Raw genomic sequence first — 21354 nt, forward strand, 5'->3', positions numbered from 1 at the left:
CCTCACTTGTAGCCGCTGCCAGTCGAAGTACCGACACCCTTCGGCGAAGGGCTGCGCGCCGGCCGGTTAACCATTGGCACGCGCAGCGGCGTCGCCGCCTTGGGCGCTGCCGTGCGCAAGAGCAGCGCATGAATCATCGGTGCAGACCAGGCCATCAGTCCGCCGCCCCGGCCGCAGAGTCCTTGTCGTCTTCTACGTCGCCACTTGGCTCAGGCAGCTTGAGCTCGTTGGCAACATGCGCCAACATGGCCTCATGATCCCCCGCGCCAAACGGCTTCTCCGCACGGCGCGATCGGCCGTACTCTTCGCCGCTCTCACGATGAATCGTATGCACCACATGGCCACCTCCCTTCACTGGCTTACCATTGGCGCCACGTTCCGGATGGATCTCCACATGATCCAGCTGATAATCCTTCTTCTTCTCACGCGACTTCGCGTTCAGGTCCATCACTTCCGACTGATTCATCGCTTTGCTCCTGCCTTTTTGGGCGGCCTTCCACCGCCCCGTGCCAATTTGCCTGGCTCATCCCGATTTCCACCCGCATCGGGCCCGTGCGCGGCCGGCGCGTCCCGGTTGCCCCTCGTTTCCCCGTCCCAATACTGGCGGCGGTTCATTGCCGACTATCACCGAAGGGCCTAAGGCTGCAGCCATCATGTCCGCAGCCGCTGGGAATCCTTTTCCTGTCTACTCGCCCAGAATCCGGTTAGCCTTCGCGCGGATCCGCGATGCAGCAGCAGATGAAAGCTTGCCCTTCTCCACCATCTGCGTGGCTCGCGCCTTCGCATTCGCCGCGTGGCTCTTATCCGGCATCGGATACTTCCGCGATCCTGGCTCACCAAACTCACTGCCCGGCAGACTATTCCGCGTCGCCGCTTTCAACTTTCCCATAACATAGGCTCCTTCTCCCCGCCCGTGTGGGCAGTCTTCATCCGCGTCAACGAACGCCTACCGCTCGCCCGATACTCAGTCAGCACATACTTCAAAGGGCCCGGCGGCATCCACACCATCGATCCGCCGTCACCTCTCAGGACAGTCCCCTTCGGCTCCTCGCTCAGGATCAGACCGCGCAGAGCCGCAAACTGACGTTCCGTAAGCACTCGCACATCTGAATCCACTACCCGCTGCGTCCGCGAGAAAATCTCGGCAACCAGGTACTCAGCCGTCATGCGTCCTTTGTCGACGCCCTCAAACAGCTTTGCCATGGCTCCTCTGCCGCAGCAACCAGGCAAACATTCTGATCGCCTCATGGATTAGCAGAACGCTTCCATCCTCAGATTTAGCCAGCATCCAGTCGCCAGTGGGGTACTCGCATCGCCAAGCGCCTTCCCGCATAAACATTTTCGGCTTGTTCATTAGCTCCACACTCCCACCCGCACCGGCGGCGCCTGCGCTTCCACGCGCGCCTTCTCCCGCTCCGGCTCTCGAATCGATACAGCAAAGTAACGAAAGGCATCCGCGGGATGCGACGCCCAGTCATGCATCGGCTCTCGCTTGAATACCTCATGCTTCGCGTCGCTCATCTGCTCATCTTTTTCATAGCGGTAATGCTTCAACGCCTGGATGCCTTCGGCGCATTTCTCCGCGTCAAACCAGCATCGGTTAAAGATCGCCCGGACAGCAGCCATGCCATCCACCAGGCTGAGCTGCGGCACAATCCTCACCCTATAGCCGCCGGCCTCGACGAGCTGCTGCACGCTGCGTCCACCGGCAGCCAATGTCTTCGCACGCGCATCGTGCGGCAGAAACGCTTTGCCGTAGACATAGTCCCGCTTGCCGAGCTCCTTCAGGTAAAAACTCACGTCCTTCAGCGAGTCCGAGACAAAGTCAATCAGCCGAAACTCGAAACCGATCGACTGCGCAAACCAGATCGAGACATTGTCGCCGAAACCGAGATCCCAGAACGTGTCAACAGGCCGCGAAGCATCGTACGGCACACTCGTGATGCGGTTCGCCTTCTCTGCCGCGATCAGCTGCTCCTTGTACACCGCTCCCTGCACCGCAGGCCTGCAAACACCCTCGTACACATGCTCAAACTCATCCGGATCGCGCGCCTTCAGATCTTCCATATCCTGCTTCAGCTCGTCCGAGAGATACGGATTGTCGCGATAGCTCGTCTGTACCACTACTGCACCTTTCGGCGGATGCACCACAAAGCGCTGATACGTCTCATCGGTCGCCAGTACCGGATTAAAACTCGCCCAGATCTCCGAGCCCGGCTTGCGGATCGTCGGAACCACCGTGTTCCATGAGTTCTTCGTTACGTTCTGCGCCTCTTCCGCCCACAGGATGTCGACGGCCTCGAGCGACTTGATGTTGTGCACACTGCGATCTCGCAACCCGTGATACGTAAACGTCGATCCATTGCGCGCCCGAATCATCTTCTTCAGCGGAAAGAAGAAGTCCTGCATCCCCAGCGCCGCGATCTGATCCTGCAGCAGCTGATGCACGCTATCATCGATCGACTTCATCGTCTCGCGCGCGCAGCCGATACGAAGCTTCCGGGATCGCGCCAACACCAGCAGAGCCCGCGCAATACTCCAGCTCTTCACGCCCCCGCGGCCGCCCCACATCACCTTGAATCGCGCCGGCTCAAACAGAAACCCCGCGCACTCCGGAATCTCGACGTTCATCCCGCTCGCACAAGCGTCACAGTGATCTCACTGTTCGCTGGCAACCCTTGAGGTCCAGGGTTCATCTTGAGCCTCAACTCCGGATCACCGAAAAGCCCGAAGTACTTCCCAAGCCGCTCCAGGTTCTGACCCTTCTCGGCCAGCTTGATCCGTTGCTTGCGTTTGACAGTCTTGAGCGCTTCCGGCGCCGCCCCCGTCTTCGCTTCCAGCTTTGTAGCTTCGGTCGTCTCATCCTCGACATCGCACACGGCTGCGCGCGTCACGTCGTCCAGCAGATGCACCGGAATACGGTTCCCATCGAAGTCGTACAGGTTTCCGGCATCATACGTCGCGAGCTTATAAAGCTCATCCAGCACACGCTCAGCAGTGATTTCATACTTGGCGAGATTGCGCGCCTTCCAGGCCTCAACAGCTGCGGAAACATTAGCATTTCTTAGCATTCGGGCGCCGTCCACGGCGGCACTCGCCTCCGACGATCCGCAGACACGCGAGGCGCGAGATGCATTGAAATCCTTGATGTATTCCCCGTACCACTTTGCCTGCTTCGGCGTCATTCCTTCACCATCCCAGCGTACCCTGCGCCTCACGCACAGCAGCCAGCGCCTCACTGCTCTCCAGTCGCATCTCCGCGCGCGTGGCCTTCAATCCTCCATCGCGTCGCGGAATAAGCTTCAGCAACTCCCGGCGCACAGCCGACTCTACCCACTCCTCGTCGCGATCCCATTCCGCTGCCAGCTCCGCGATCGACATGCCGCCAGCAAACTGCATGGCTGCCACCTCCGCGGCCAGCTCACCCTCATCAGGCGGATTGCTCGGCATACTCCGGCTGTGCAAACCTGTTCGCCTCAACAGCGCGCGTACGCTGCAGGCGCGTGCCAGCCTCACGCCCAGCCGCAGGCCTGTACAACAGCCCAGGCAGCTCCGCAAAGGGCAGCGGCTCGCGCAGCCTTGCAGCCTCATTGCGCGCCCTCACAGCCTCAGCCGGCGTGAGCTTGCGAAACGACACACCCTTCACCACCCAGGCCAGCAGGCAGTCAGCCACCCGCTTCTCGACCTGAGAGAACTTGAGCGTATATCGACCCTTCGAGTCGACATCGAAGACACGAGTATTTTTCATATGTTTGGGGAGCCGAGCCTATCGGCGCTCGGAACCGTGAAGCGAGGAGAAACGCTTGCTTGGTTATTCCGAAGAAGAGATTACAACGCTTTTTCGCTTTCAAGTGCAAAACGAACCTTCGATGGTGAATCTTGCAAAAAATCCTCGATTTTCGCGTCCATGGCTTGCGCGATTTTCCACAGCTGCAGGATTGTGGGCACCGTCAAGCCTGCTTCCGCCCGATAGATCGTGTTGCGATGAACGCCGCTGCGAGCCGCTACCTCGATCTGCGTGATTCCCAACTCACCGCGCCGGAAATAAATCCGCGAGCCAATCCTGCGCCGAAGCATCTCCTCCTGGCGGTCATCGCTCATCGCATCACCCCCACGCTCGCTTCAGCATGCCGATCTAGCGCCCGCTTATCCCACGGCCAGCTCCCAGGGTTGCGCCAATGCCCGTCCCCAAAAAACTTTTCCACCCCGTACGGCGCGCAGCTGAAGAAACCTTGAGCCGCCGTAGCGGCTTGCTGCTTCCACGCCGCAATCATCGCCAGCGCAACCGACGGCGCAGGCTCACCCTTGTCCACCTCCAGCTGAACCGCCCTTCGCAAAAGCGCTCGCACCCGCCTCCGCCCAAAACCACACCCCTGCATCACCTGGTCTACCGCCTGCTCAGTCACCGGGTTCATCACGGCAACGGCACGCATCGAAGCCAAGCCACCAGGCGCCGGCTGCTTCACGGCACCATCGCCCCCGCCTTGCGGGGGTTGGGGGAGTGGTTCTTTGTTGCTTTTGTTGTATTTGTTACTCAATATAGGGGACCCCGTTTTTGTCACCCTTCTGTCACCCTTCTGACACCCTTCCTGCAAAAAAAGGGTGACAGATTGACACCCTTTCTCATCGGTTTCCACACCTCTTTCTTGCCGTTTTGAACCGCGTTCATCGAGCTCCGGAAAGTAGTAATACGTCAGCTTTCCGCGCCCTTTTCCGTCCGGCCACTCGCGCCGGATCACACCCTTGCGCTCCAGCTCCGCGAGGTTCCGCTGAAAGGTGCGCTCGCTCATCAGCGCGTCCTCAGCCATCGAGGGCACGCTCGGATACGTCTTCCTTTGCGCGCGCTGTTGATGGTTGTCTGCGAGAATCAACGCCGTGTACTTCTCCATCACCGTTATCAGCTCACCGTTCGGACACATCCGCAGTTCCCGAACATATCCGCTAGCTCTGTCGCTCACCTCGAACCCCTTTAACCGCTGAACCCGAAGCAAGCTCGATTGAACTTGGCACGTCAAACAAACCCGGCATGCCGCGCCAGGGCACCGGCAGCGCAAACGCCACCGGATTCGCAAGCTGGAAACCAAATTTCCCTTCGAACCACGGCGATGGGCTCTCCCTCACGCAGCCAACGATGTCGACCTTGCCCACGATGCAGCCGGCCGCGCACTTCAGATTCATCACAAACGGGACAAAGTTATTCGAGTCGATCGCATCTGCTCCCGGAAGCTTCACGCCAGGCATGCGGTTGAAGATCGTCCACAGATCCTCGACAATCTCCTCATACTCAAACGTCTTACCGACATGCAAGTACACCGTGCCGCGATAGTTCGTCGGCCAACTGCGGTTTTCGATGTCTTTGTAGCCATGCAAAATAAACCACCACCACGGTGGCAACACACTCAGCGCTTTCATTCCCCTCACCCTGCTACCCTTCCAAAATCGCCGCTCGCGCGGAGCCATCGCCCTTAACACTCAGCCCACTTTCACCACTACCCTCCGCCACTTGCTCTCAAACACGCGGGATCGACTTTCCCCCCTCGGACGGCGGCGCTGATATCAATTCACCTACATCCACATAACCCACGCGCTTTGAAACCTCATCAAACTTCGCACCCACAGCTTCGGCCGTGCTGGCCCCCAGCTGCGACAGCATCAGATCCGCATAGATGATCACGTCAGCGAGCTCGTCAATCACAGCCTGGCGCGCCTGCTCGTAAAACGGACCATCCAAAAGAAATCGCTCATCCGTCGCAAGCGCGCGCCGGTTCTTCTTCAGCAGGTTGCACAGCTCACCGGCTTCACCGACCAGCGCCACGGCCCAGTCGTTCAGTGACCAGTCGTTACACGTCGGAAACGCAATACGCGATCGCGCTATATTCCTTCGCTGAAACTCAGCAAAGGTCATCTCAGCTCTTGACATCCTCTCCTCCCAAAATTCCCGATGATCCCGCACAATCTTCGCCGCGATCATGTAGCTGTCTGCATAGCAGATCTCGCCGCCCGTCCCGTCAATCACCCGCCTGGCATCGCGCGGATCCACGCTCCATCTCACGAGCAAAAGTATTCTTCGGCTGATTTATCCAAACTCACCACGCTGTCCGAATGAAAGTGCAGCAGCCCCGCTAGCTCCAGATACAAAGCATCCTTGCGCATGAGCCAGAAGACATCTCCTTTCCCGGCATTCATCGATATATCGATCCATCCGGGGTGCCCCGACACCACCGTGCCGCGACTTACGATGGAGGACAGCGCCGAGCGCACTGCGATGTCAGCCGCCAGGTTTACCGCCCGCATATCTTCGCCTGGATCCACCGGCGCCGGCGGCATCCCCTCGATCGAGACACCATCGCCCAGCCGATCCTTCAGCACTACCCACTCCGCAGCCGCGTCGCTGGCCGACTGCTTGCCGTTGAAAATCCAAAAGCGATCGCCAACCTGCACACCCCACACCGGCTCATTGAGCGAGTACCGCCGCCGCACACGCGGCAAATCCTTTCGCTCCTCACCCACACGTCACCCCCGCAGCTACCCGGCGCAAGCTCACCCGTGCAGCGCGAGTTACATCCGCCACGGTGTCTGTGGCCAGCTGCCGCAGCGTCGCCGGCGGCGTGGCAGCATTCTCCGCAACGCCCCAACGCACATCCGCCACGGTGTCTGTGGCCAGCTGCTGCAGCGTCGCCGGCGGCGTGGCAGCATTCTTCGCAACGCCCCAACGCACATCCGCCTCGGTGTCTGTGGCCAGCTGCCGCAGCGTCGCCGGCGGCGTGGCAGCATTCTTCGCAACGCCACAACGCACATCCGCCTCGGTGTCTGTGGCCAGCTGCCGCAGCGTCGCCGGCGGCGTGGCAGCATTCTCCGCAACGCCACAACGCACATACGCCACGGTGTCTGTGGCCAGCTGATCGAGGACGTCAGAAATTGTGCAGTGTTCAGCCAGCCACCTATACCAATCCATGCGATGGTCGCGGAGGTCGGCAAAGCTTCGCGGCTTCTTACGCAACCAGCTCAAGCCCGCTTCGCACGCATCGTTGATCTCACAGTTCTCTATCACTTTTTCGTCGATAACCGATTCCACAGTCAGCACGCTCATTCCTCTCCCTCCCCTGCTTCGCTCTCGTGATCTTCCAGATCGCAATAGCACGTTTCGCCACACTCCGGACATGTGTGCTCATGCCCTCCTGCCAGGCCACCGAAGCCGGGCGTTCCCTTCCCTCTCGCGATACACGGGGGTGCGAGTTGCCTCAAGATGGCCTGGCAGCAGGGCACAGCCCCGCTGGCTCAAAACAGATCCACTCAATGAGCAGTTGGCATAGATGGAGAGCACCTCCTTTGGTTTGGATTGACTGCAACAACATCGTCGAGCGCGTGCGGCGGCTCGCTGGCTCCGGAGTCATCAAGCACCTTGTGCAGATGCGTAGGGCAAAAGTGATACCCGCGCCCTGCATCCGTCGCGCACACCTCGCAGATCGGCGCGTCGCACGCCTGGCTGTCGTGCGCGCCGTAATCGCAGGTCAGCGTGGCATATCGTCCGCACGCGCAAAACACTTTCTGCCCGGTGCTCAGGTGAACCATCGGCCCCGTGTAGCTCATCGCTTCGCCTCCCTCTTCAGCAGCTTCGCGCGCTGCCCATCCCTGATCTCGCGCAGCCTGCCCAATAACTTCGGCATGCTTCCGTCCCACAACCGATCATGCACATCCAGTACATCGATCTGCTCATCCACTGCCAGCGCCCCATCCTGCGGCCGAATCACCACAACAATCAGCGCATCCGATTTCTTGCGCAGCCATTCCGCCGCGGCCTCCAGCGAATGCGTGCTCGTCAGATCCCATTCCCGCGCCATCGCAAAGCCTCAGATAACCAGGTTGGCCGCAACGATCTTCGCCTTCGCAGCCAGAGACAACGTGCTCCACCAGGCATCCACACCCAGCGGAGTAAACCGCACCGCGATCTCAATGCACTGCGCGTCTTCAGGAGTAGGCGCGGGCCTCGGTGCAGGAGCCGCCGTGAGCGCTACCGGCGCTTGCGCTGCCTTAGGTAGCTTGGTCGCAGACTTCGATGGTTTGCTCGCAGCCTTCGGCGTCAGATATCCGGCTTTGACGGCGGCACGCTGTTGCCGAAACTTGTCGCGCTGGTACCAGCAAGCCGGCTCATTGATGCCCAACCGTCTAGCCAGGGCTGCGGTTGTCTCACTCGCCGGAGCGATACGAATCGCCTCCAGCTGCTCATCTGTCAAAAATGTCGGCTGCTTCACGCACTCCTCCGTAAACTCGTCAGGCGTCGTCGGCGACGCCTTGCTCAAAACGTTTTGCCCATGCCGCTCGATCCTTGGCTTCGCCTTCGGCGTGCTCACCGCACCCGGCATAGGCTCGTAAGGCAGCCGCCGTACCGGCGCAGCTTCCTTCACCACACGGTGCGCTGGGTCGATCGGGATACGTCGCACCGGAGCCACTGGATGATCCGGCCGGACCGGCCCAAGCTCCTCCATGAGGTCCTTCTCGATGCCGCGCAACTTCGCTCTCACCACATCGCAATCCACCCCATTGGCACATGCACGGCAGATCGGCTCGTCACTGCCGCGATAGCATTTCGCGGCGCACCAGTGTCCCATCGAGCGGCAAGGAACACACGCCGTCCCCGCCGGTGGCACATCGTCGCTGGCGAGATCCAGCCGCGCCCTATCCGCAAAGACCGGCGCGGGCTCGTTCTCGTCGAAGTCCATCAGCGCGTCAGGCACAAACCGTCTCCACCGAAGCCACTGGCATCTTCCTCGGGCCGCGCCTGCGCGACGTCATCACGCGGATGCGCTCCAGCAGCTCCAGGCTGCTATGACCAGCACCATGAAAACCGTCAGCGGCATGCGTACGCTTCTCGCCCATTCCCTTCTCGCTCACGAGAAGCACGGGCAACTCCGGATACGCCGCCTTCACCCTCGCGCCAAACTTCCAGCCATCGAGCTGCTTCGAATCGCAATCCACCAACGCCACATCTGCCTGGGGAAACTCCAGCTCACGCAGCCGATCGCAGCACAACTCGGCATACACTCGAAACCCGCGCGTCTCCAGCACAAACCGCAAGCCGCTCAACCATTCCTCGCTCGACGAAATCAGCAGTATCCGTCTTTTCGGTCGCATTCCCTCATCCCTTTTCTGTGCGGCGCCCTGGAGTCATCGAATCGGCTCCACTCGTCCAGGACTGCCCTGCGCTGTGTTCCCGCGAGGTCTATGGGCGAGCTGCCTCGCCGATCTCCCGCAAGTCAAGCCGGCGGCCGCGCCGCACATCCCGGCCCCACGGACTGGCGCCGGAAGCTCGAAACGTTAGAAGTTCTCAGACGCCACGCAATAGACGCCCAGGCTTTCGTCGTACTCTTCTTCGAGAGTGGTGAGCTCATCGGTTGGCTCATCGTTCTCGTCGCTGACACGCATCTTCTGAGTGCCGGGGACCTCGAATGCCCCTGCAATATCGAAGTCATCGGAATCAGCTTGCATCTGCGCGAGCACCGCTTCTTTCGACGGCCCTCCGTAGATATCCCCACCACCCGTATCCATAAAAATCGCCATGACAGTTCCCCTTTCTCACTTCAAAGCAAACGCCGACTTCGCCGGCGCAAATTCCACCCACAATCGCGTGAAGGCAAAGCGCTTCACGAAACTCCAAACCTCATCCGCGGCTGGGATCGCGATCGCTACCCACAGTTCCGTCAACTTTTCGTTGCGCGTGAAACGAAGATCTTCGAGATCGACAGCAACAAACGTGAAGAGCTCCTCTTTGCTGTCGGCCAGCGGAAAGAAACGGCACCGCTGGTCCAGCATCATCACGTCGATCGATAACGCAGTAATGCGGTGGTCGACCGTCTCGATCGCTACCCAGTTGGTTGCGATGATGTCGCTGCATTTCGCAATCTCTTCCGGCTTGCACGTAATCGCAAAGTTCAGATGCCAGAGGATAGTGCCCGTCTTGTTGTCTTTTTTTTAGGCGCGCCATGAAAGTAGAACTCCGGACGCACGCCCTCAAAGAACGCCTTGTCGTCTGCCGGCATCAGCGGCTTCCTCGCTTTGTCACCTTCGGAAAGTTGCGGTGCAGACAGCCATTCCTATCGCGGTAATAGAGCCCCTGCATCGACCTGGAGAGCGCGAGCGCATGCTCCTTCATCCGCAGATCATCCAAGGCCTTCGCAGCTTTGAATGCACTCGAAAGCTGCTGCCGCATAGACTTCGCCTTCGCTTCCGATACTTCACGCACCCATCTGAAGATGCGTCCATTGCGCGCAGGCCAAAGGGATCGATTGTACGGATCCGGATTGCGCTCCAAACTCTCACCCATCACACTGAACATCAATTCCCTCCCGTCAAAAACTGCACCACGAAATACGCGAACAACACGAACACCACCGCCGCGCCCGCGTAGTAAATCCACTGTGCCCGCGCAGGCCTCGCTACTTCGCGATCGCACCGCCCGCGCCTGAAATACATGGCATTCAGCGCAGCCACTTCCTCCGCGCACTTCGCACACATCCCCTCACCAGGCACCGCACGCCCGCAACCGGCGCTGCATCGATACCGCGTTACAACCGCGTGACTCATGCCGCCTTCTTCTTTCTGCGCGCTTGCCGGCGCGCCTTCCGCTCCACCGCCGCATTCCTCCGGCCGGCGAGATAGCCATCCCATCCAACCCTCTGCGCGCGCTCCTGGTCGCTCAGGTATTGCCCGCGGCATGGGTCATTCGTACACACCGTGCGCTCCTGGTTAAACCAGGCGCAGGGCTCTCCCGTGCTGCAGGTGCATGGATCGCTCTCCGTGCACCTGCAGTACTGGCAGCGCCCCGGCTCGGCACTCACGTCCCACCGCCCGGCCGATAGTTTCCATCCGGATATTTCGCCAGGAACTGCTTGCACGAAGCCCAGCCCTCCTGCCGCCCGCGCACATAGCCCCAGTTCCAGCCCAGCCACCACACGAGATAGCCGCACAGGCCAAGCACGGGCACAGCAATAGCCAGAGGCACACGAAAGAGTTCATGCATCATCGGCGCACCGCCTTCTTCTTCGCGGCCTTTTTCGCGGGCTTTGCGACTGCTTTCTTAGGCGTCGCCGTCGCCGCCTGCTTCTTAGTGGGGGCTGCAGCCTTCGCAGGCGTGACGGCCTGTTTCATCACCTTCTTCGGGGTTGCTTTAGCAGCAGAGGGCGCAGCAATCGACGCGCGGATGGATGCGTAGTCCAGGCCGAGAAGCTTCGCCACCTTCTCAAAACCTATCTCCTCTTTCCTGCCCCCCTGTACATCATGCTCGTGAACTGTGAGCTCGTTGACTTCCAATCCGACAAGAGCAATCCTGATCGCGTCGGCCGGAGTCAGCGACATAAGCTTCGCCGCGCGCGCCTTTTCGCCGCGCCAGCTGAAGATGTCCTTGTCCCATCCCAGAGCCTCGGCAAATTGCGCTTCTTTCGTGCTGTCGATTCGAGTGAAGGCAAACATGACCAGCGCCCGCACCAAATCCGCCGATGGCAGATCCGGAACCGGCTTTGCGATCAGCTCCTTGAAAAGCCGGAGGCGATAGTCTTTCTCAACTTTCACTTTTGCCAGCAGCGCTTTGCGATCAGCCTTCTGCTTCTCGCTCGATACAGCGCGCGTCGATCCAGAGCTCCGCGATCCGTGCACCTTGCATTCCGGCCCGATGCAGATCTCGACTACCTTCCCGATACTGCGGCCATCCACATGGATCGCCTCGACCAGGAACCCGCATCGCTTCCCGCCAGCCTCCCTGAGGCCGTTGTAGAGGTAGTGAACCTGCGGGCCTTTCTTGTTCCACTCTTCGGTGATCTGATGGAGCGGCTTCTTCGCTGCCTTCGCCTCAGCCATCTTGCGCGCGACGAACGCCTTGACCTTTGCGTCAAAACAAGCGCGGTCAGTGCAGACATCCTCTCCCTCGACGTCGCTGAAGAGGAGCTGATTCGCGCCGCTGCGTTTAAGGCATGGCCCACAGCTGCCGGCCTCTGATACAAGGTCACCGTCGTTTGGATCGAACGGCGCCTCTCCGAGCACGCGAAGCGTTGTCTGGCTGATGTACCTGCGAAGTTCGTGCAGTGACTTGGAAGTTTGCCGAGCGCCTGCCCGAGACAGAGGACCAGGCTCTGGCTCTTCGCCATCGACCTCTTCGTCGTCGAACTCTTCGTCGTCTTCCTCATCTTCCTCGCGGTCATCAGGCGCGACGTAGCCAATATCCAGATACGCGAGCAGCCGTTCCTGTTCTGATTCGGAAAGCCGCGCGAGTTCGAGAGCGTGCTCGACGCCGATAAGGCCGTTCCTGAGCGCGTCTTGTACATCTGGGGTCGCGTCGAGAAGCGTGAGACGGCGGCTGATATACACGGGAGACTTGCCGAGACGCGCAGCGAGATCCTGAACGCTGAGCATGCGATTCTTTGCCAGCGTCATGGCATCATTGAAACCCTGCGCTTCTTCCAGCGCCGGAAGCTCCTGGCGCAGAAGGTTCTCGACGATCTGCAATTCGCGAGCTTCGTCGTCCGTCAGTTCCCTTCGAATCGCGGGAATAGTTGTCTTGCCGGCAAGTTTTGAGGCCTCCACGCGCCGGTGGCCTGCGACGATTTCAAGCTTTACAATCTCGCCCTCGACCGGCAGCTCGCGGATGATGATCGGCTGCTGAACACCTCTCAGCCGGATCGACGCGGCAAGCTCTCCCAGGCTTTCGTCGTGGCGGATAACGCGGGCATTGAAGGGAGAAGGCTCTAGTTCGGCAAGTACTACTTCTTCGATCTCGCTTGCGAAGTCAGTCCAGTTGTCCTGTTCGGTTTGAGCGGCCACCGCCGCGGCGCCCGTCACAGATCCACCGCCCCTCTGAATTCATGCAGCCAGGGAAGAGCGCGGCACAGGTACTGGATCTCCTCAAACCGCACACGTTTCGAACTGGCCAACGGCAACTGCCTTTTCAAAATGTCCGTGGGAATACCGGCGCAAAAACTGATGCAAATCGCAATCCGCTTGCGGGCCTCGATCGCCGCGTCGCTCAAATCACGCGAAGCCTCGGTCGCCGCCCCCTGAACCTCTTGATCCACCGACCGATCTTCCGAGGCAGTAGGCTCCTCAAAAGCCGCCGCCAGGATCTTGTCGAGAATGCGCTCAACGCGCTGCACCTTGCATTCGCGACCATGCACAACCGATAAGCCGTCCATGGACGTCCCACCGCAATGGGCGCACCGCCGATACCTTCCTTCCAGGCCATGAACGTAGCAATCATTTGCCAGATCGCGAGTCGCAAATAGCAGCTCGGCTAACAGCCCTGCCGGTACTCCAACTCCATCGACAGCGGCAGGCATCGGCGGCCGAGAATCGGCAGCCGGAAAATGAGCGGTCCGTGTTTCGCCCATGATGGTTCTCCAGATAGTGAATTGCCAATCCAGAGAGCAGGCCGCAGGCTTTCACGCAGCGCGCCAGACCAACTGTTTTGAGAACAGTCGCTCCAGCGCCGAGAGGTGACCAGAAATGCAAAAAGCGCCTGAACAACGGTCAGCAGACAGTTGTTCAGGCGCTTATTTGACTCGAATCCGATGCACATCCTGCGATAACTCCAGCAGAATGAACAAGCCTTCAGAAGACTGGAGCCGAAGACCGGATTTGAACCGGTGACCTACTGATTACGAATCAGTTGCTCTACCAGCTGAGCTACTTCGGCGGGTCCAAGTGCGATTTTACAGGGATCGGGAACGAAGGTAAAGACAAGCAGGGAGCGTTGATCGTTCTCCTCCACTGCACTTTGTTTTTTTTGACCGAGCCTCGTTTCATTTTCGGATCAGCTTTCGATACCAAAGACGATTTTTCTCTTCCGAAGAATTTCGAAAATCGCCACGATAGAGTTGGCTACCGTCCCTGCCCCAGACCCAGATGTTGTTCCATGAGCACTCGAGACGATGCGGTAGTAGCAGGTTTTCGAAATCGATGCAGGCTTTGAGGCTGCGGTTTTGGTTTCTACGTTCACCGCGATGAGCGAGCTGTTTGTCGACTTTGGCACTGGAAGTTCCAGTAATAGCAATGAATGGACGACGAGTGGAACGGCTCAAATTATTCTCCTGGTCGCGAATGCGTACCTAGGTCATGGCGTCCTCCTATGTGAATTAAGCAGCCGAACAGAATAGCGGAAAATCAGGCGCGGTGAGCTTGAACGCTGGCTCAGGCACGAAAAAGCCGCCCTTTCGAGGGCGGCTTTTTCTTTAGGGAGAATAGTTCCAACGGAGGCAAGGCCATCAGAACTTTCTGGCTGCATAGTAGGTGCGGGGGATGGCGGTGTCAAGGAGAAATCCATCCAGAAATAAGTGCCATTCCATCAGTGGTTTACAGAATTGATTCCGGCTGGGCGGCATGTGCTTTTATTCGCCTGATGTTCGCCACGCAAGCTCGGGTTTATTTCCAGTTGTGGCCGGATTTTACCGGGTTTTGTACCGTATTTTCCACAGGATTTTCCTCCGATTGCAGCCGTTGTCACTTCCGCGATACGGTGGGCTTGATGAGTGGCGACGCCAGTGTCGTAGGTTTTCTTCCTGCGCGGCTATTCCTTCAAGTCATTCCTTAAGATCCAGCCGGATGAAGTCGTCGTCATTCATCACGGAGGCGGGCTTGCCACGCATCACACGAAAGATGGCGCGGCCGCTGCCGAGGGAAATTCCGATGACGACGGCTATGCCGAACATAACGACGACGAGGAGAACGATGCCGAGAATGAGGTGCGCGTAGTTCTGGATTTCATTGGTGGGTGAGCCGGGTATGGCGGACATCTCGACTTCGTAGTGAACGCTCTGGAGAAGCTTCATTGCGTCGTCTTTGATGGGGTCGCCGCTGACGATGGCAACTAACGGTCCACTGCGGCGCACGGCAACGGCTGTGGGATTGGAATCCTGGAGTGGTTTAGTCCAGGGGTGTTGCGGTGTATTGCCTGCGTGGATGTAGTCGGAGATGAGCTTTTCCTGCGCTTCGGCGATCTGCGGGGTTGGATAGCTCAGAAGCGTGAGGGTAGCGGGGCCTGAGGTTAGGGCGTAGCCGGCGGTTATGGCTTCAGCTCCGTGATCGAAGCCGATGAGCGATACCGGGAGAACAGCGGGCGAGGCGGATTGCGCCGCAGGACCGGTGTAGCCAGCGGGACCAAGGGCGTAGTGCGTGGACTGGCCCTGGATGTCGCGCTGTGGAAGGTCGCCGAGGATGGGTGGGGGAAGGTTCCGGGTTCCGGAGGGGATGGGCAGCTGGCTGGCCATGTCCCGCAGTTCGGAGGCGGTCATGGCGGAAACCTGGGAGAAATTGGCGTCAATGAGGATGTTGCCGGTCCAGAAGAGAACGCGCTTATTGTCGGAAGCGGCTCCAGCACCGATTTCGACTTTGGGCCAGGCGGAGGCGCGATAGAAGCTGTAGGCTCCGTATGCGCCGCTGGCGTCGGAGAAGCGAAGCGCGCGGATAGTGACGGTTTCGCTGCCGCGGGAGTAGTTACCGAGCAGGCCATCGGTAAAGCCGTATTCCTTGAGAGCGGCGGCGTTGGCGCTGTCAGCGTGAGATGAGTCTGTGAGTGCCTGCGGCGAGCCCGACTGCTGCCAGCCGGCAAAGACGGCCGGTAGCAGCGGGGCATTGGCACGAGCGGCGTCGGCATCAACGGCGGATTTGGCGGATGCCTTGACGGATTTGTCAGCCTTGACGGTCTTTGCGCCTTTGGGAAGTTCGTGGACTGTGGTGACGGAGACCTGCGCGGTGGCAACTGGGGAAAACGCGAAGATGCCCGCTGCGAAAAGGATGGCGGGGATTGCGATTATGCGTGTGAGGGCTGGGAAGGTAGCGGAATTCTTCATTCGGATCACTTTTCAGCGTATACCCCGGTCACTAAGACTGTCAGTGTCCGGACAGAGACGGCTTTTGAGTTCTTTGATTTAGACACCGCAGAGACGAAATGTGGCCGAAATGTCAGAAGGATGCCAGACGCTTACGCGTTTATGATCGCCGCAGGAGGAGGACACGATGGCGAAGGCAAAGCTTTTGATGATTGTGGGCGACTTTGTGGAGGACTACGAGGTGATGGTGCCGTTTCAGGCGCTGCAGATGGTGGGCCACACGGTGCATGCTGTCTGTCCGAACAAGCGGGCTGGGGAGACGGTGCGGACGGCGATTCATGACTTCGAGGGCGACCAAACGTATTCGGAGAAGTCGGGGCACAACTTTCATCTGAACGCTACTTTCTCTGAGATTGAGATTGAGGATTACGACGGGCTGGTGTTGCCGGGTGGCCGCGCGCCGGAGTATCTGCGGCTAAATGAGAAGGTGCTGGACGCCGTGCGGTATTTTGACCGCGTGGATAAGCCTATTGCCGCGATCTGCCATGCGACGCAGATGCTGGCTGCGGCGGGGATTGTAAAGGGCAAAGAGGTGAGCTGCTATCCGGCATGCGCGCCGGAGGTGAAGCTGGCGGGTGGGCGATATGCGGAGATTGCCATCGATGGTGCGGTAGCCGATGGGAAACTTGTGACTGCTCCTGCGTGGCCTGCGCATCCGGCGTGGCTTAGGAAGTTTCAGGAGGTGCTAGTGGCGCACCTGGCGGAGCCGAAGCGGACGCAGGTCTAGTTTGAGCCGATGCGATCATTTGGTTTTGAATGGGATGGCGTCAGCGGGCGCAGGCAGCCAATGCTGCGTGAAATGCGTCCTATCGTGATGATCTGCAGCGGGATGCGACGGGATCGGAGCGAACGATGACAGAACCGGGAATGGGGCCGGAAACAAATCCTGAGACAAACGCCGAGCACGGATCGATGGAACCGGCGACTGTACCTCCGGCTGCAGCCACACCCGGCGCACCTCGACGCAGGCGGCGGTGGACGCGGTGGCTGATGTGGGTTGGCATCTGCGTTGCCGTGATTCTGGTGGTGCTCGGAGTTATTGTTGCTGTGCTCTTGGAGCGAGCGCAGCCGATGCTGAAAGCAGCATTGATCGATGCGCTGGAAAAGCGGTTCCACGCGAAGGTGGAACTGGACGACCTGCGCGTTTCAGTAATGAATGGGTACGAGGTTGAGGGGCGCGGTTTGCGGATCTGGCTGCCGAAGCAGGCGGTCGATGAGCTATCGGCAGAAAATGCAGCGACAACGCAGCCGAAGCCGAGTCCGTCTGGAAAGACCGCAGCTGGACAGACCGCTGCTGCTGAAGCTGCGACCATGGCCGCTCCTACAGCTTTTGAAGCGTGGCGCACTGAGCCGTGGATTGTGGTGCAGCAGATCAAGTTTCGCGCGACCTGGGAGATACTCTCAGGGAAGCCCATCAACATACCGGTGATTCATGTAGTGGGTGTGCGCGTGATCCTGCCGCCTAAAGCAGAACGCCCTCACCTGAAGTTCTCAGACGAACAGAAAGAAGCGGAGGCTGACGCACAATCGCAAGAGCAACCGATGTCCCCGGATAACAACACACCGGCAGATAACAGCTCTTCTGGCAAATCAAAGCTATTTAAGATTCCGGCGGTGATGGTGCGGCGTGTTGAATGCTCGGGCGCATTACTGGAAATCACACGCGCACAACAGCCGGGCAAACCCGCGAAGGTACCGCTGGACTTCACGTTTCAGAACATCGTGGTGATCCCTGACCTACATGGCGGGCCGATGGGATTCACGGTGGACATGGTGAACGCAAAGCCGGTGGGAGATATTCACTCGACAGGCAAGGCGGGACCGTGGACAGCGGGCGATCCAGGCGCGCTACCGGTGGAGGGCGATTATAGCTTCAAGAACGCGGACCTGAGCACGATCAAAGGGATCGCTGGAACGCTTTCTTCCACTGGCCACTACGAGGGCACACTGCGAGCAATTACCGCCGACGGAGACACGCGGACACCCGATTTCAGACTGGAGCGGGTAAGCCCGAATGCTGGCGAACTGTTGACGACGCACTATCACGCGCTGATCGATGGGACGAATGGAGATACATGGTTGCAGCCTGTGAATGCCATGCTGGGCAACACGCACATTCTGGCGAAAGGCAAGGTGGTTCGCGCTGAGGATGCAACCGGCCAGAAGCATGGGCACGATATTCAGCTTGATGTGACAGTGGATCGCGGGAATATCGAAGATATTTTGAAGATCTCTGCCGATCAACAGACTCCATTTGTAATCGGCAATCTGACGCTGCACACGGATTTTCATCTGCCACCAGGTCAGCAGAACGTGATCGACAAGCTCGAATTGAACGGGCAGTTTCACCTGGCGCAGGCAAAATTTACGAGTGACAAGATTCAGGGGCGAATTGAGGAGTTGAGTTTGCGTGGACAGGGCAAGCCAGACGAGGTGAAATCGACGGACCCTACGACGGTACTGTCGGAGATGCAAGGTCACTTCAAGCTTGGCGACGGACAACTTGACCTGCCGGATCTGGATTACAACGTGCCGGGCGCGGAGATCAAGGTTCACGGCAGTTATGGAATGCAGCAGGGCAGCCTCAACTTTCAGGGAGATGCCAAGCTGCAGGCGTCGCTGTCACAGGTTGTGGGCGGATGGAAGGGATTTTTGTTGAAGCCGGTCGATCCGCTGCTGCACAAGAATGGAGCTGGCACCGATGTCCCAATTCACGTGGAAGGAACACGGCAGGATCCAAAGTTTGGCGTGGATTTCGGACGAATCGGAAAAACGGATAAGACAAATAAAACGGAAGATCAACCGAGTCCCCAATAAAATGCCTGATCACGAATTCTGCACAATTGAGCCGAAGATTCTGTACTTTGGAACGCCTGTGGCATTGATCAGTTCCCTGAACGAAGATGGGAGCACAAACCTCGCGCCCATGTCGTCGTTCTGGACGCTGGGATGGACGATGATGCTTGGATTGCTGGACGACACGAAGACAGCAGAGAATCTGAGCCGGGTTCCGGAGTGCGTCGTTAATCTGCCATCTCCTGAGATGTGGCAGCAGGTGGAAAAGCTTGCACCACTCACGGGAAAGACTCCGGTGCCGGAGAGCAAGGCTAAGCAATTTCGTTTCGCGGCGGATAAGTTCGCCGCAGCGAACCTGACTCCATTGACAAGTGAGGCGGTTGGGCCTGCACGGGCGCAGGAGTGCCCTGTACAGATGGAGGCGCGCGTAAACAAGATGCACCGCATGCATGGCGAGCGGTTGGAGCGGCTTGGCGGTGGTCTTGCTGCTGAAGTAGAGGTTCTGCGGGTATATGTATCTAAGGAATTCGTATTGAGCGACAGTTATGTCAATCCAGCAAAGTGGTCGCCGCTTATCTATAACTTTCGCCACTACTTTCGATTAGCCGAAATCGAGCTCGGAAAGACTTTCCGCGCAGAAAAGTAATGGTTTTCATTTCTAACAAGAGGTTTCCGGTAGCGGTCCGCGCTAACATTTGCATATACAAAACGGAACAAATGCATTAGTTTGACTGCTGTCACACCTCTGCCGGCAAACAGCCTATCCTCAGGCACGAGCAGCGGGCGACACTACGGAGGAAACAGAATGAACCGCAAGTGCGTTACTGCACTTCTAGCGGGTGGGCTGGTGTTTGCCCTGTCGCTTGGAGTGGTGGCCCGTCCCGCAGCCAGCCAGGCACCCGATCCCTCAGAAAAAATGCAAAGAGACTCTGCCAGTGCGGAAGAAAACTGGTGGAAGAATGCTGTGATCTACGAGATTTATCCGCGCAGTTTTCAGGATTCGAATGGAGACGGTGTAGGCGACCTGAACGGTATTACGTCGCGGCTGGATTACCTGCAGAAGCTGGGCGTGGATGCGATCTGGCTGACGCCGTGCTATCCCTCGCCGCAGGTGGATTTCGGTTACGACATCTCGGACTACGAAGCAATCGATCCGCAGTATGGAACGATGGCGGATTTTGACCGGCTGGTGGCCGAGGCTGGCAAACGCCATATTCGCGTGATTATGGACATGGTGATGAACCACTCGTCGGACAAGCACAAGTGGTTTCTCGAATCGCGCAGTTCTCGCGACAACCCGAAGCGCAACTGGTATGTGTGGAAGGACGGCAAGGGAGAGACGGAGACGAGCAAGGGCGAGCCGCCAAACAACTGGCAGTCGGATTTTGGTCACTCGGCCTGGGAGTGGGACGCGAAGACGCGGCAGTACTACTATCACAAGTTCTATATTCAGCAGCCGGACTTCAACTGGAACAATCCGGCGGTGATGAAGGCGTTTGACGATATCTCACGCTTCTGGCTGAACAAGGGAGTGGCTGGGTTCCGGTTCGATGCGATTACGACGCTGTTTGAAGATCCAAACTGGATTGACGACAAGCCGCTGCTCGACAAGAACGGACACACATTCCTGAACCCATACGGCGATATAGCGCTGGACGATGCACGAACGAACAATCTGCCGGGCGTGTATCCCGTGATGGCGCACTACCGCAGGCTTTTCGACAGCGTGAGTCCGACAGTGTTTCCGGGGCGGCGGGTGATGATCGGAGAGACATATGTGCCGACAATCAACGATCTGCTGAAGATGTATGGTCCTGCGGACAAACCGGAGTTTGAGCTGCCAATGGATACGCAGCTTGGGTTTATCAACAAGCTGGATGTGGATACCTTCCGCAACAAGCTCGCGGATGTGGAAACGAAGATCGGCGACAACGTGCCGATGCTGGTCTTTGATAACCACGACAACCCACGCATCGATGCGCGTTACGGCGATGGCGTACATGACACAGAGATCACGCGGGTGATCTCGACGATCCTGTTTGCAAGCAAGGGCGCTTCCCTCTTCTATTACGGCGCGGAGCTGGGCATGAAGACTACGCCGCCGACGCGCAAGGAAGATGTGAAAGACCCAGTCGGACTGACAGGATGGCCAAAGGAAAAGGGCCGTGACGGAGAGCGCACGCCGATGCAGTGGGATGAATCGGAGTATGCGGGATTCTCAACGGCGAAGACGTGGCTGCCGGTGCCGCCGAACAAGGCCGAGATTAATGTGAAGGCCGAGGAAGCGGACCCGAACTCACTGTTGCACTGGTATGAGGAGCTGATTCATTTGAAAAAAACAAATTCCTCATTGAAACTTGGGTCTACGGTGATGATTGATCCGTCGAACAAACAGGTACTTAGCTGGCTGCGCAAGGGTCCTGGCAGAGATGAGGTTGTGGTTTCGGTGAATTTCACGGCGGAACCTCAGACCGTAAAGCTAGCTTCCCCCGAAGTGCGTGGCAAACAGGCTCAAACGTTGCTCAAGTCGCCCGGAACTGCTGACCCGGCAAGCCTTGAATCAGTGGCGTTGCCGCCATTTGGTGTTTACATCGGTGAAGTGAAGTAGTAGGGGTTGATTTCAGCCTCTCTGACTGAAATCTCTCGCGCTTCGAAACACAAACGGATTCCTGAACTTTCGTTGTGCAGT

At 58.5% G+C, this 21354-nt stretch carries 31 protein-coding genes and 1 tRNA gene; 4 read left to right on the forward strand and 28 right to left on the reverse strand.

Annotated features, from left to right (window positions below):
* Nucleotides 1-2: 2 nt before the first annotated feature.
* The 28 genes from OHL22_RS06340 to OHL22_RS06475 form a co-directional block, all read right to left on the reverse strand.
* Complete coding sequence (locus OHL22_RS06340; RefSeq protein WP_263334477.1) at nt 3-155, reverse strand: hypothetical protein; 153 nt, start codon at nt 153-155, stop codon at nt 3-5.
* Complete coding sequence (locus OHL22_RS06345; protein WP_263334479.1) at nt 155-466, reverse strand: hypothetical protein; 312 nt, start codon at nt 464-466, stop codon at nt 155-157. Before OHL22_RS06345 ends, OHL22_RS06340 begins: the two co-directional genes overlap by 1 nt.
* A gap of 219 nt (nt 467-685) precedes the next feature.
* Nucleotides 686-889 (reverse strand): hypothetical protein, encoded by a 204-nt coding sequence (locus OHL22_RS06350; protein WP_263334482.1) that lies wholly within the window; start codon nt 887-889, stop codon nt 686-688.
* Nucleotides 877-1203 (reverse strand): hypothetical protein, encoded by a 327-nt coding sequence (locus OHL22_RS06355; RefSeq protein ID WP_263334484.1) that lies wholly within the window; start codon nt 1201-1203, stop codon nt 877-879. Before OHL22_RS06355 ends, OHL22_RS06350 begins: the two co-directional genes overlap by 13 nt.
* A gap of 150 nt (nt 1204-1353) precedes the next feature.
* The gene (locus OHL22_RS06360; RefSeq protein WP_263334486.1) at nt 1354-2631 is read right to left on the reverse strand and encodes a PBSX family phage terminase large subunit; all 1278 of its coding nucleotides are present in this window, start codon (nt 2629-2631) and stop codon (nt 1354-1356) included.
* Nucleotides 2628-3185 carry a terminase small subunit gene (locus OHL22_RS06365; protein ID WP_263334488.1) on the reverse strand — a complete coding sequence of 186 codons (558 nt, stop codon included), beginning with the start codon at nt 3183-3185 and terminating at the stop codon, nt 2628-2630. Before OHL22_RS06365 ends, OHL22_RS06360 begins: the two co-directional genes overlap by 4 nt.
* Before the next feature lie 4 nt (nt 3186-3189).
* On the reverse strand, nt 3190-3450 hold the full coding sequence (locus OHL22_RS06370) for a hypothetical protein (protein ID WP_263334491.1): 261 nt from the start codon (nt 3448-3450) through the stop codon (nt 3190-3192).
* Nucleotides 3431-3748: a hypothetical protein gene (locus OHL22_RS06375; protein WP_263334495.1), complete on the reverse strand. Its 318-nt coding sequence runs from the start codon at nt 3746-3748 to the stop codon at nt 3431-3433. The genes OHL22_RS06370 and OHL22_RS06375 overlap by 20 nt, the downstream gene beginning before the upstream one ends.
* 80 nt (nt 3749-3828) lie before the next feature.
* Complete coding sequence (locus tag OHL22_RS06380; RefSeq protein ID WP_263334498.1) at nt 3829-4101, reverse strand: helix-turn-helix domain-containing protein; 273 nt, start codon at nt 4099-4101, stop codon at nt 3829-3831.
* A complete protein-coding gene (locus OHL22_RS06385; RefSeq protein ID WP_263334500.1) occupies nt 4098-4889 on the reverse strand; it encodes a helix-turn-helix domain-containing protein in 792 nt (263 codons plus the stop codon). The genes OHL22_RS06380 and OHL22_RS06385 overlap by 4 nt, the downstream gene beginning before the upstream one ends.
* Nucleotides 4890-4941: 52 nt before the next feature.
* Complete coding sequence (locus OHL22_RS06390) at nt 4942-5412, reverse strand: ASCH domain-containing protein (RefSeq protein ID WP_263334502.1); 471 nt, start codon at nt 5410-5412, stop codon at nt 4942-4944.
* Between the two features lie 97 nt (nt 5413-5509).
* Nucleotides 5510-6040 carry a nucleoside triphosphate pyrophosphohydrolase family protein gene (locus OHL22_RS06395; RefSeq protein ID WP_263334504.1) on the reverse strand — a complete coding sequence of 177 codons (531 nt, stop codon included), beginning with the start codon at nt 6038-6040 and terminating at the stop codon, nt 5510-5512.
* An 8-nt stretch (nt 6041-6048) separates the two neighbouring features.
* Nucleotides 6049-6489 (reverse strand): hypothetical protein, encoded by a 441-nt coding sequence (locus tag OHL22_RS06400; RefSeq protein ID WP_263334507.1) that lies wholly within the window; start codon nt 6487-6489, stop codon nt 6049-6051.
* 13 nt (nt 6490-6502) lie between these two features.
* A complete protein-coding gene (locus tag OHL22_RS06405) occupies nt 6503-7090 on the reverse strand; it encodes a hypothetical protein (RefSeq protein WP_263334509.1) in 588 nt (195 codons plus the stop codon).
* A 203-nt stretch (nt 7091-7293) separates the two neighbouring features.
* Entirely contained in the window at nt 7294-7590 is a 297-nt protein-coding gene (locus OHL22_RS06410) for a hypothetical protein (RefSeq protein WP_263334511.1), read from the reverse strand.
* Entirely contained in the window at nt 7587-7841 is a 255-nt protein-coding gene (locus tag OHL22_RS06415; RefSeq protein WP_263334514.1) for a hypothetical protein, read from the reverse strand. The genes OHL22_RS06410 and OHL22_RS06415 overlap by 4 nt, the downstream gene beginning before the upstream one ends.
* 9 nt (nt 7842-7850) lie before the next feature.
* Complete coding sequence (locus OHL22_RS06420; RefSeq protein WP_263334516.1) at nt 7851-8735, reverse strand: hypothetical protein; 885 nt, start codon at nt 8733-8735, stop codon at nt 7851-7853.
* Nucleotides 8728-9132, reverse strand: a complete 405-nt coding sequence (locus OHL22_RS06425) for a response regulator (protein ID WP_263334518.1) — start codon at nt 9130-9132, stop codon at nt 8728-8730. Before OHL22_RS06425 ends, OHL22_RS06420 begins: the two co-directional genes overlap by 8 nt.
* 183 nt (nt 9133-9315) lie before the next feature.
* Nucleotides 9316-9558 carry a hypothetical protein gene (locus OHL22_RS06430; protein WP_263334521.1) on the reverse strand — a complete coding sequence of 81 codons (243 nt, stop codon included), beginning with the start codon at nt 9556-9558 and terminating at the stop codon, nt 9316-9318.
* Between the two features lie 15 nt (nt 9559-9573).
* On the reverse strand, nt 9574-9813 hold the full coding sequence (locus tag OHL22_RS06435) for a hypothetical protein (protein ID WP_263334523.1): 240 nt from the start codon (nt 9811-9813) through the stop codon (nt 9574-9576).
* Nucleotides 9814-10036: 223 nt separating this feature from the next.
* The gene (locus OHL22_RS06440; RefSeq protein WP_263334526.1) at nt 10037-10333 is read right to left on the reverse strand and encodes a hypothetical protein; all 297 of its coding nucleotides are present in this window, start codon (nt 10331-10333) and stop codon (nt 10037-10039) included.
* Entirely contained in the window at nt 10333-10665 is a 333-nt protein-coding gene (locus OHL22_RS06445) for a hypothetical protein (protein WP_263334528.1), read from the reverse strand. Before OHL22_RS06445 ends, OHL22_RS06440 begins: the two co-directional genes overlap by 1 nt.
* Nucleotides 10666-10831: 166 nt before the next feature.
* Nucleotides 10832-11020, reverse strand: coding sequence for a hypothetical protein (locus OHL22_RS06450; RefSeq protein ID WP_263334531.1), 189 nt, complete (start codon nt 11018-11020; stop codon nt 10832-10834).
* On the reverse strand, nt 11017-12828 hold the full coding sequence (locus tag OHL22_RS06455; protein WP_263334533.1) for a ParB/RepB/Spo0J family partition protein: 1812 nt from the start codon (nt 12826-12828) through the stop codon (nt 11017-11019). Before OHL22_RS06455 ends, OHL22_RS06450 begins: the two co-directional genes overlap by 4 nt.
* Nucleotides 12825-13373, reverse strand: coding sequence for a hypothetical protein (locus tag OHL22_RS06460; RefSeq protein WP_263334535.1), 549 nt, complete (start codon nt 13371-13373; stop codon nt 12825-12827). Before OHL22_RS06460 ends, OHL22_RS06455 begins: the two co-directional genes overlap by 4 nt.
* 229 nt (nt 13374-13602) lie before the next feature.
* Nucleotides 13603-13678, reverse strand: a tRNA-Thr gene (locus OHL22_RS06465).
* Between the two features lie 117 nt (nt 13679-13795).
* Nucleotides 13796-14014 (reverse strand): hypothetical protein, encoded by a 219-nt coding sequence (locus OHL22_RS06470; RefSeq protein ID WP_263334537.1) that lies wholly within the window; start codon nt 14012-14014, stop codon nt 13796-13798.
* A 547-nt stretch (nt 14015-14561) separates the two neighbouring features.
* Complete coding sequence (locus tag OHL22_RS06475) at nt 14562-15830, reverse strand: DUF6599 family protein (RefSeq protein ID WP_263334540.1); 1269 nt, start codon at nt 15828-15830, stop codon at nt 14562-14564.
* Nucleotides 15831-15996: 166 nt separating this feature from the next.
* Here OHL22_RS06475 and OHL22_RS06480 point away from each other — a divergent pair, with 166 nt between their 5' ends.
* The 4 genes from OHL22_RS06480 (at nt 15997) to OHL22_RS06495 (ending at nt 21273) form a co-directional block, all read left to right on the forward strand.
* Complete coding sequence (locus tag OHL22_RS06480) at nt 15997-16596, forward strand: DJ-1/PfpI family protein (protein WP_263334543.1); 600 nt, start codon at nt 15997-15999, stop codon at nt 16594-16596.
* A 125-nt stretch (nt 16597-16721) separates the two neighbouring features.
* On the forward strand, nt 16722-18686 hold the full coding sequence (locus OHL22_RS06485; protein ID WP_263334545.1) for an AsmA-like C-terminal region-containing protein: 1965 nt from the start codon (nt 16722-16724) through the stop codon (nt 18684-18686).
* A 1-nt stretch (nt 18687) separates the two neighbouring features.
* Nucleotides 18688-19311, forward strand: a complete 624-nt coding sequence (locus OHL22_RS06490; protein WP_263334548.1) for a flavin reductase family protein — start codon at nt 18688-18690, stop codon at nt 19309-19311.
* A 159-nt stretch (nt 19312-19470) separates the two neighbouring features.
* Nucleotides 19471-21273: a glycoside hydrolase family 13 protein gene (locus OHL22_RS06495; protein WP_263334551.1), complete on the forward strand. Its 1803-nt coding sequence runs from the start codon at nt 19471-19473 to the stop codon at nt 21271-21273.
* The last annotated feature ends 81 nt before the right edge of the window (nt 21274-21354 follow it).

Origin of the sequence: Acidicapsa dinghuensis, assembly GCF_025685685.1 — a bacterium.
Classification (GTDB): Bacteria; Acidobacteriota; Terriglobia; order Terriglobales; family Acidobacteriaceae; genus Acidicapsa; species Acidicapsa dinghuensis.

Excerpts from the sequence above, each read along its gene's own strand:
- OHL22_RS06485 (WP_263334545.1), top strand. The coding sequence starts at position 16,722 with ATGACAGAACCGGGAATGGGGCCGGAAACAAATCCTGAGACAAACGCC.
- OHL22_RS06365 (WP_263334488.1), bottom strand. The coding sequence starts at position 3,185 with ATGACGCCGAAGCAGGCAAAGTGGTACGGGGAATACATCAAGGATTTC.
- OHL22_RS06495 (WP_263334551.1), top strand. The coding sequence starts at position 19,471 with ATGAACCGCAAGTGCGTTACTGCACTTCTAGCGGGTGGGCTGGTGTTT.
- OHL22_RS06340 (WP_263334477.1), bottom strand. The coding sequence starts at position 155 with ATGGCCTGGTCTGCACCGATGATTCATGCGCTGCTCTTGCGCACGGCA.
- OHL22_RS06350 (WP_263334482.1), bottom strand. The coding sequence starts at position 889 with ATGGGAAAGTTGAAAGCGGCGACGCGGAATAGTCTGCCGGGCAGTGAG.
- OHL22_RS06440 (WP_263334526.1), bottom strand. The coding sequence starts at position 10,333 with ATGTTCAGTGTGATGGGTGAGAGTTTGGAGCGCAATCCGGATCCGTAC.
- OHL22_RS06490 (WP_263334548.1), top strand. The coding sequence starts at position 18,688 with ATGCCTGATCACGAATTCTGCACAATTGAGCCGAAGATTCTGTACTTT.
- OHL22_RS06375 (WP_263334495.1), bottom strand. The coding sequence starts at position 3,748 with ATGAAAAATACTCGTGTCTTCGATGTCGACTCGAAGGGTCGATATACG.
- OHL22_RS06430 (WP_263334521.1), bottom strand. The coding sequence starts at position 9,558 with ATGGCGATTTTTATGGATACGGGTGGTGGGGATATCTACGGAGGGCCG.
- OHL22_RS06370 (WP_263334491.1), bottom strand. The coding sequence starts at position 3,450 with ATGCCGAGCAATCCGCCTGATGAGGGTGAGCTGGCCGCGGAGGTGGCA.
- OHL22_RS06360 (WP_263334486.1), bottom strand. The coding sequence starts at position 2,631 with ATGAACGTCGAGATTCCGGAGTGCGCGGGGTTTCTGTTTGAGCCGGCG.
- OHL22_RS06415 (WP_263334514.1), bottom strand. The coding sequence starts at position 7,841 with ATGGCGCGGGAATGGGATCTGACGAGCACGCATTCGCTGGAGGCCGCG.
- OHL22_RS06425 (WP_263334518.1), bottom strand. The coding sequence starts at position 9,132 with ATGCGACCGAAAAGACGGATACTGCTGATTTCGTCGAGCGAGGAATGG.
- OHL22_RS06405 (WP_263334509.1), bottom strand. The coding sequence starts at position 7,090 with ATGAGCGTGCTGACTGTGGAATCGGTTATCGACGAAAAAGTGATAGAG.
- OHL22_RS06450 (WP_263334531.1), bottom strand. The coding sequence starts at position 11,020 with ATGATGCATGAACTCTTTCGTGTGCCTCTGGCTATTGCTGTGCCCGTG.
- OHL22_RS06480 (WP_263334543.1), top strand. The coding sequence starts at position 15,997 with ATGGCGAAGGCAAAGCTTTTGATGATTGTGGGCGACTTTGTGGAGGAC.
- OHL22_RS06460 (WP_263334535.1), bottom strand. The coding sequence starts at position 13,373 with ATGGGCGAAACACGGACCGCTCATTTTCCGGCTGCCGATTCTCGGCCG.
- OHL22_RS06355 (WP_263334484.1), bottom strand. The coding sequence starts at position 1,203 with ATGGCAAAGCTGTTTGAGGGCGTCGACAAAGGACGCATGACGGCTGAG.
- OHL22_RS06410 (WP_263334511.1), bottom strand. The coding sequence starts at position 7,590 with ATGAGCTACACGGGGCCGATGGTTCACCTGAGCACCGGGCAGAAAGTG.
- OHL22_RS06475 (WP_263334540.1), bottom strand. The coding sequence starts at position 15,830 with ATGAAGAATTCCGCTACCTTCCCAGCCCTCACACGCATAATCGCAATC.
- OHL22_RS06445 (WP_263334528.1), bottom strand. The coding sequence starts at position 10,665 with ATGGGATGGCTATCTCGCCGGCCGGAGGAATGCGGCGGTGGAGCGGAA.
- OHL22_RS06385 (WP_263334500.1), bottom strand. The coding sequence starts at position 4,889 with ATGGAGAAGTACACGGCGTTGATTCTCGCAGACAACCATCAACAGCGC.
- OHL22_RS06380 (WP_263334498.1), bottom strand. The coding sequence starts at position 4,101 with ATGAGCGATGACCGCCAGGAGGAGATGCTTCGGCGCAGGATTGGCTCG.
- OHL22_RS06390 (WP_263334502.1), bottom strand. The coding sequence starts at position 5,412 with ATGAAAGCGCTGAGTGTGTTGCCACCGTGGTGGTGGTTTATTTTGCAT.
- OHL22_RS06435 (WP_263334523.1), bottom strand. The coding sequence starts at position 9,813 with ATGATGCTGGACCAGCGGTGCCGTTTCTTTCCGCTGGCCGACAGCAAA.
- OHL22_RS06345 (WP_263334479.1), bottom strand. The coding sequence starts at position 466 with ATGAATCAGTCGGAAGTGATGGACCTGAACGCGAAGTCGCGTGAGAAG.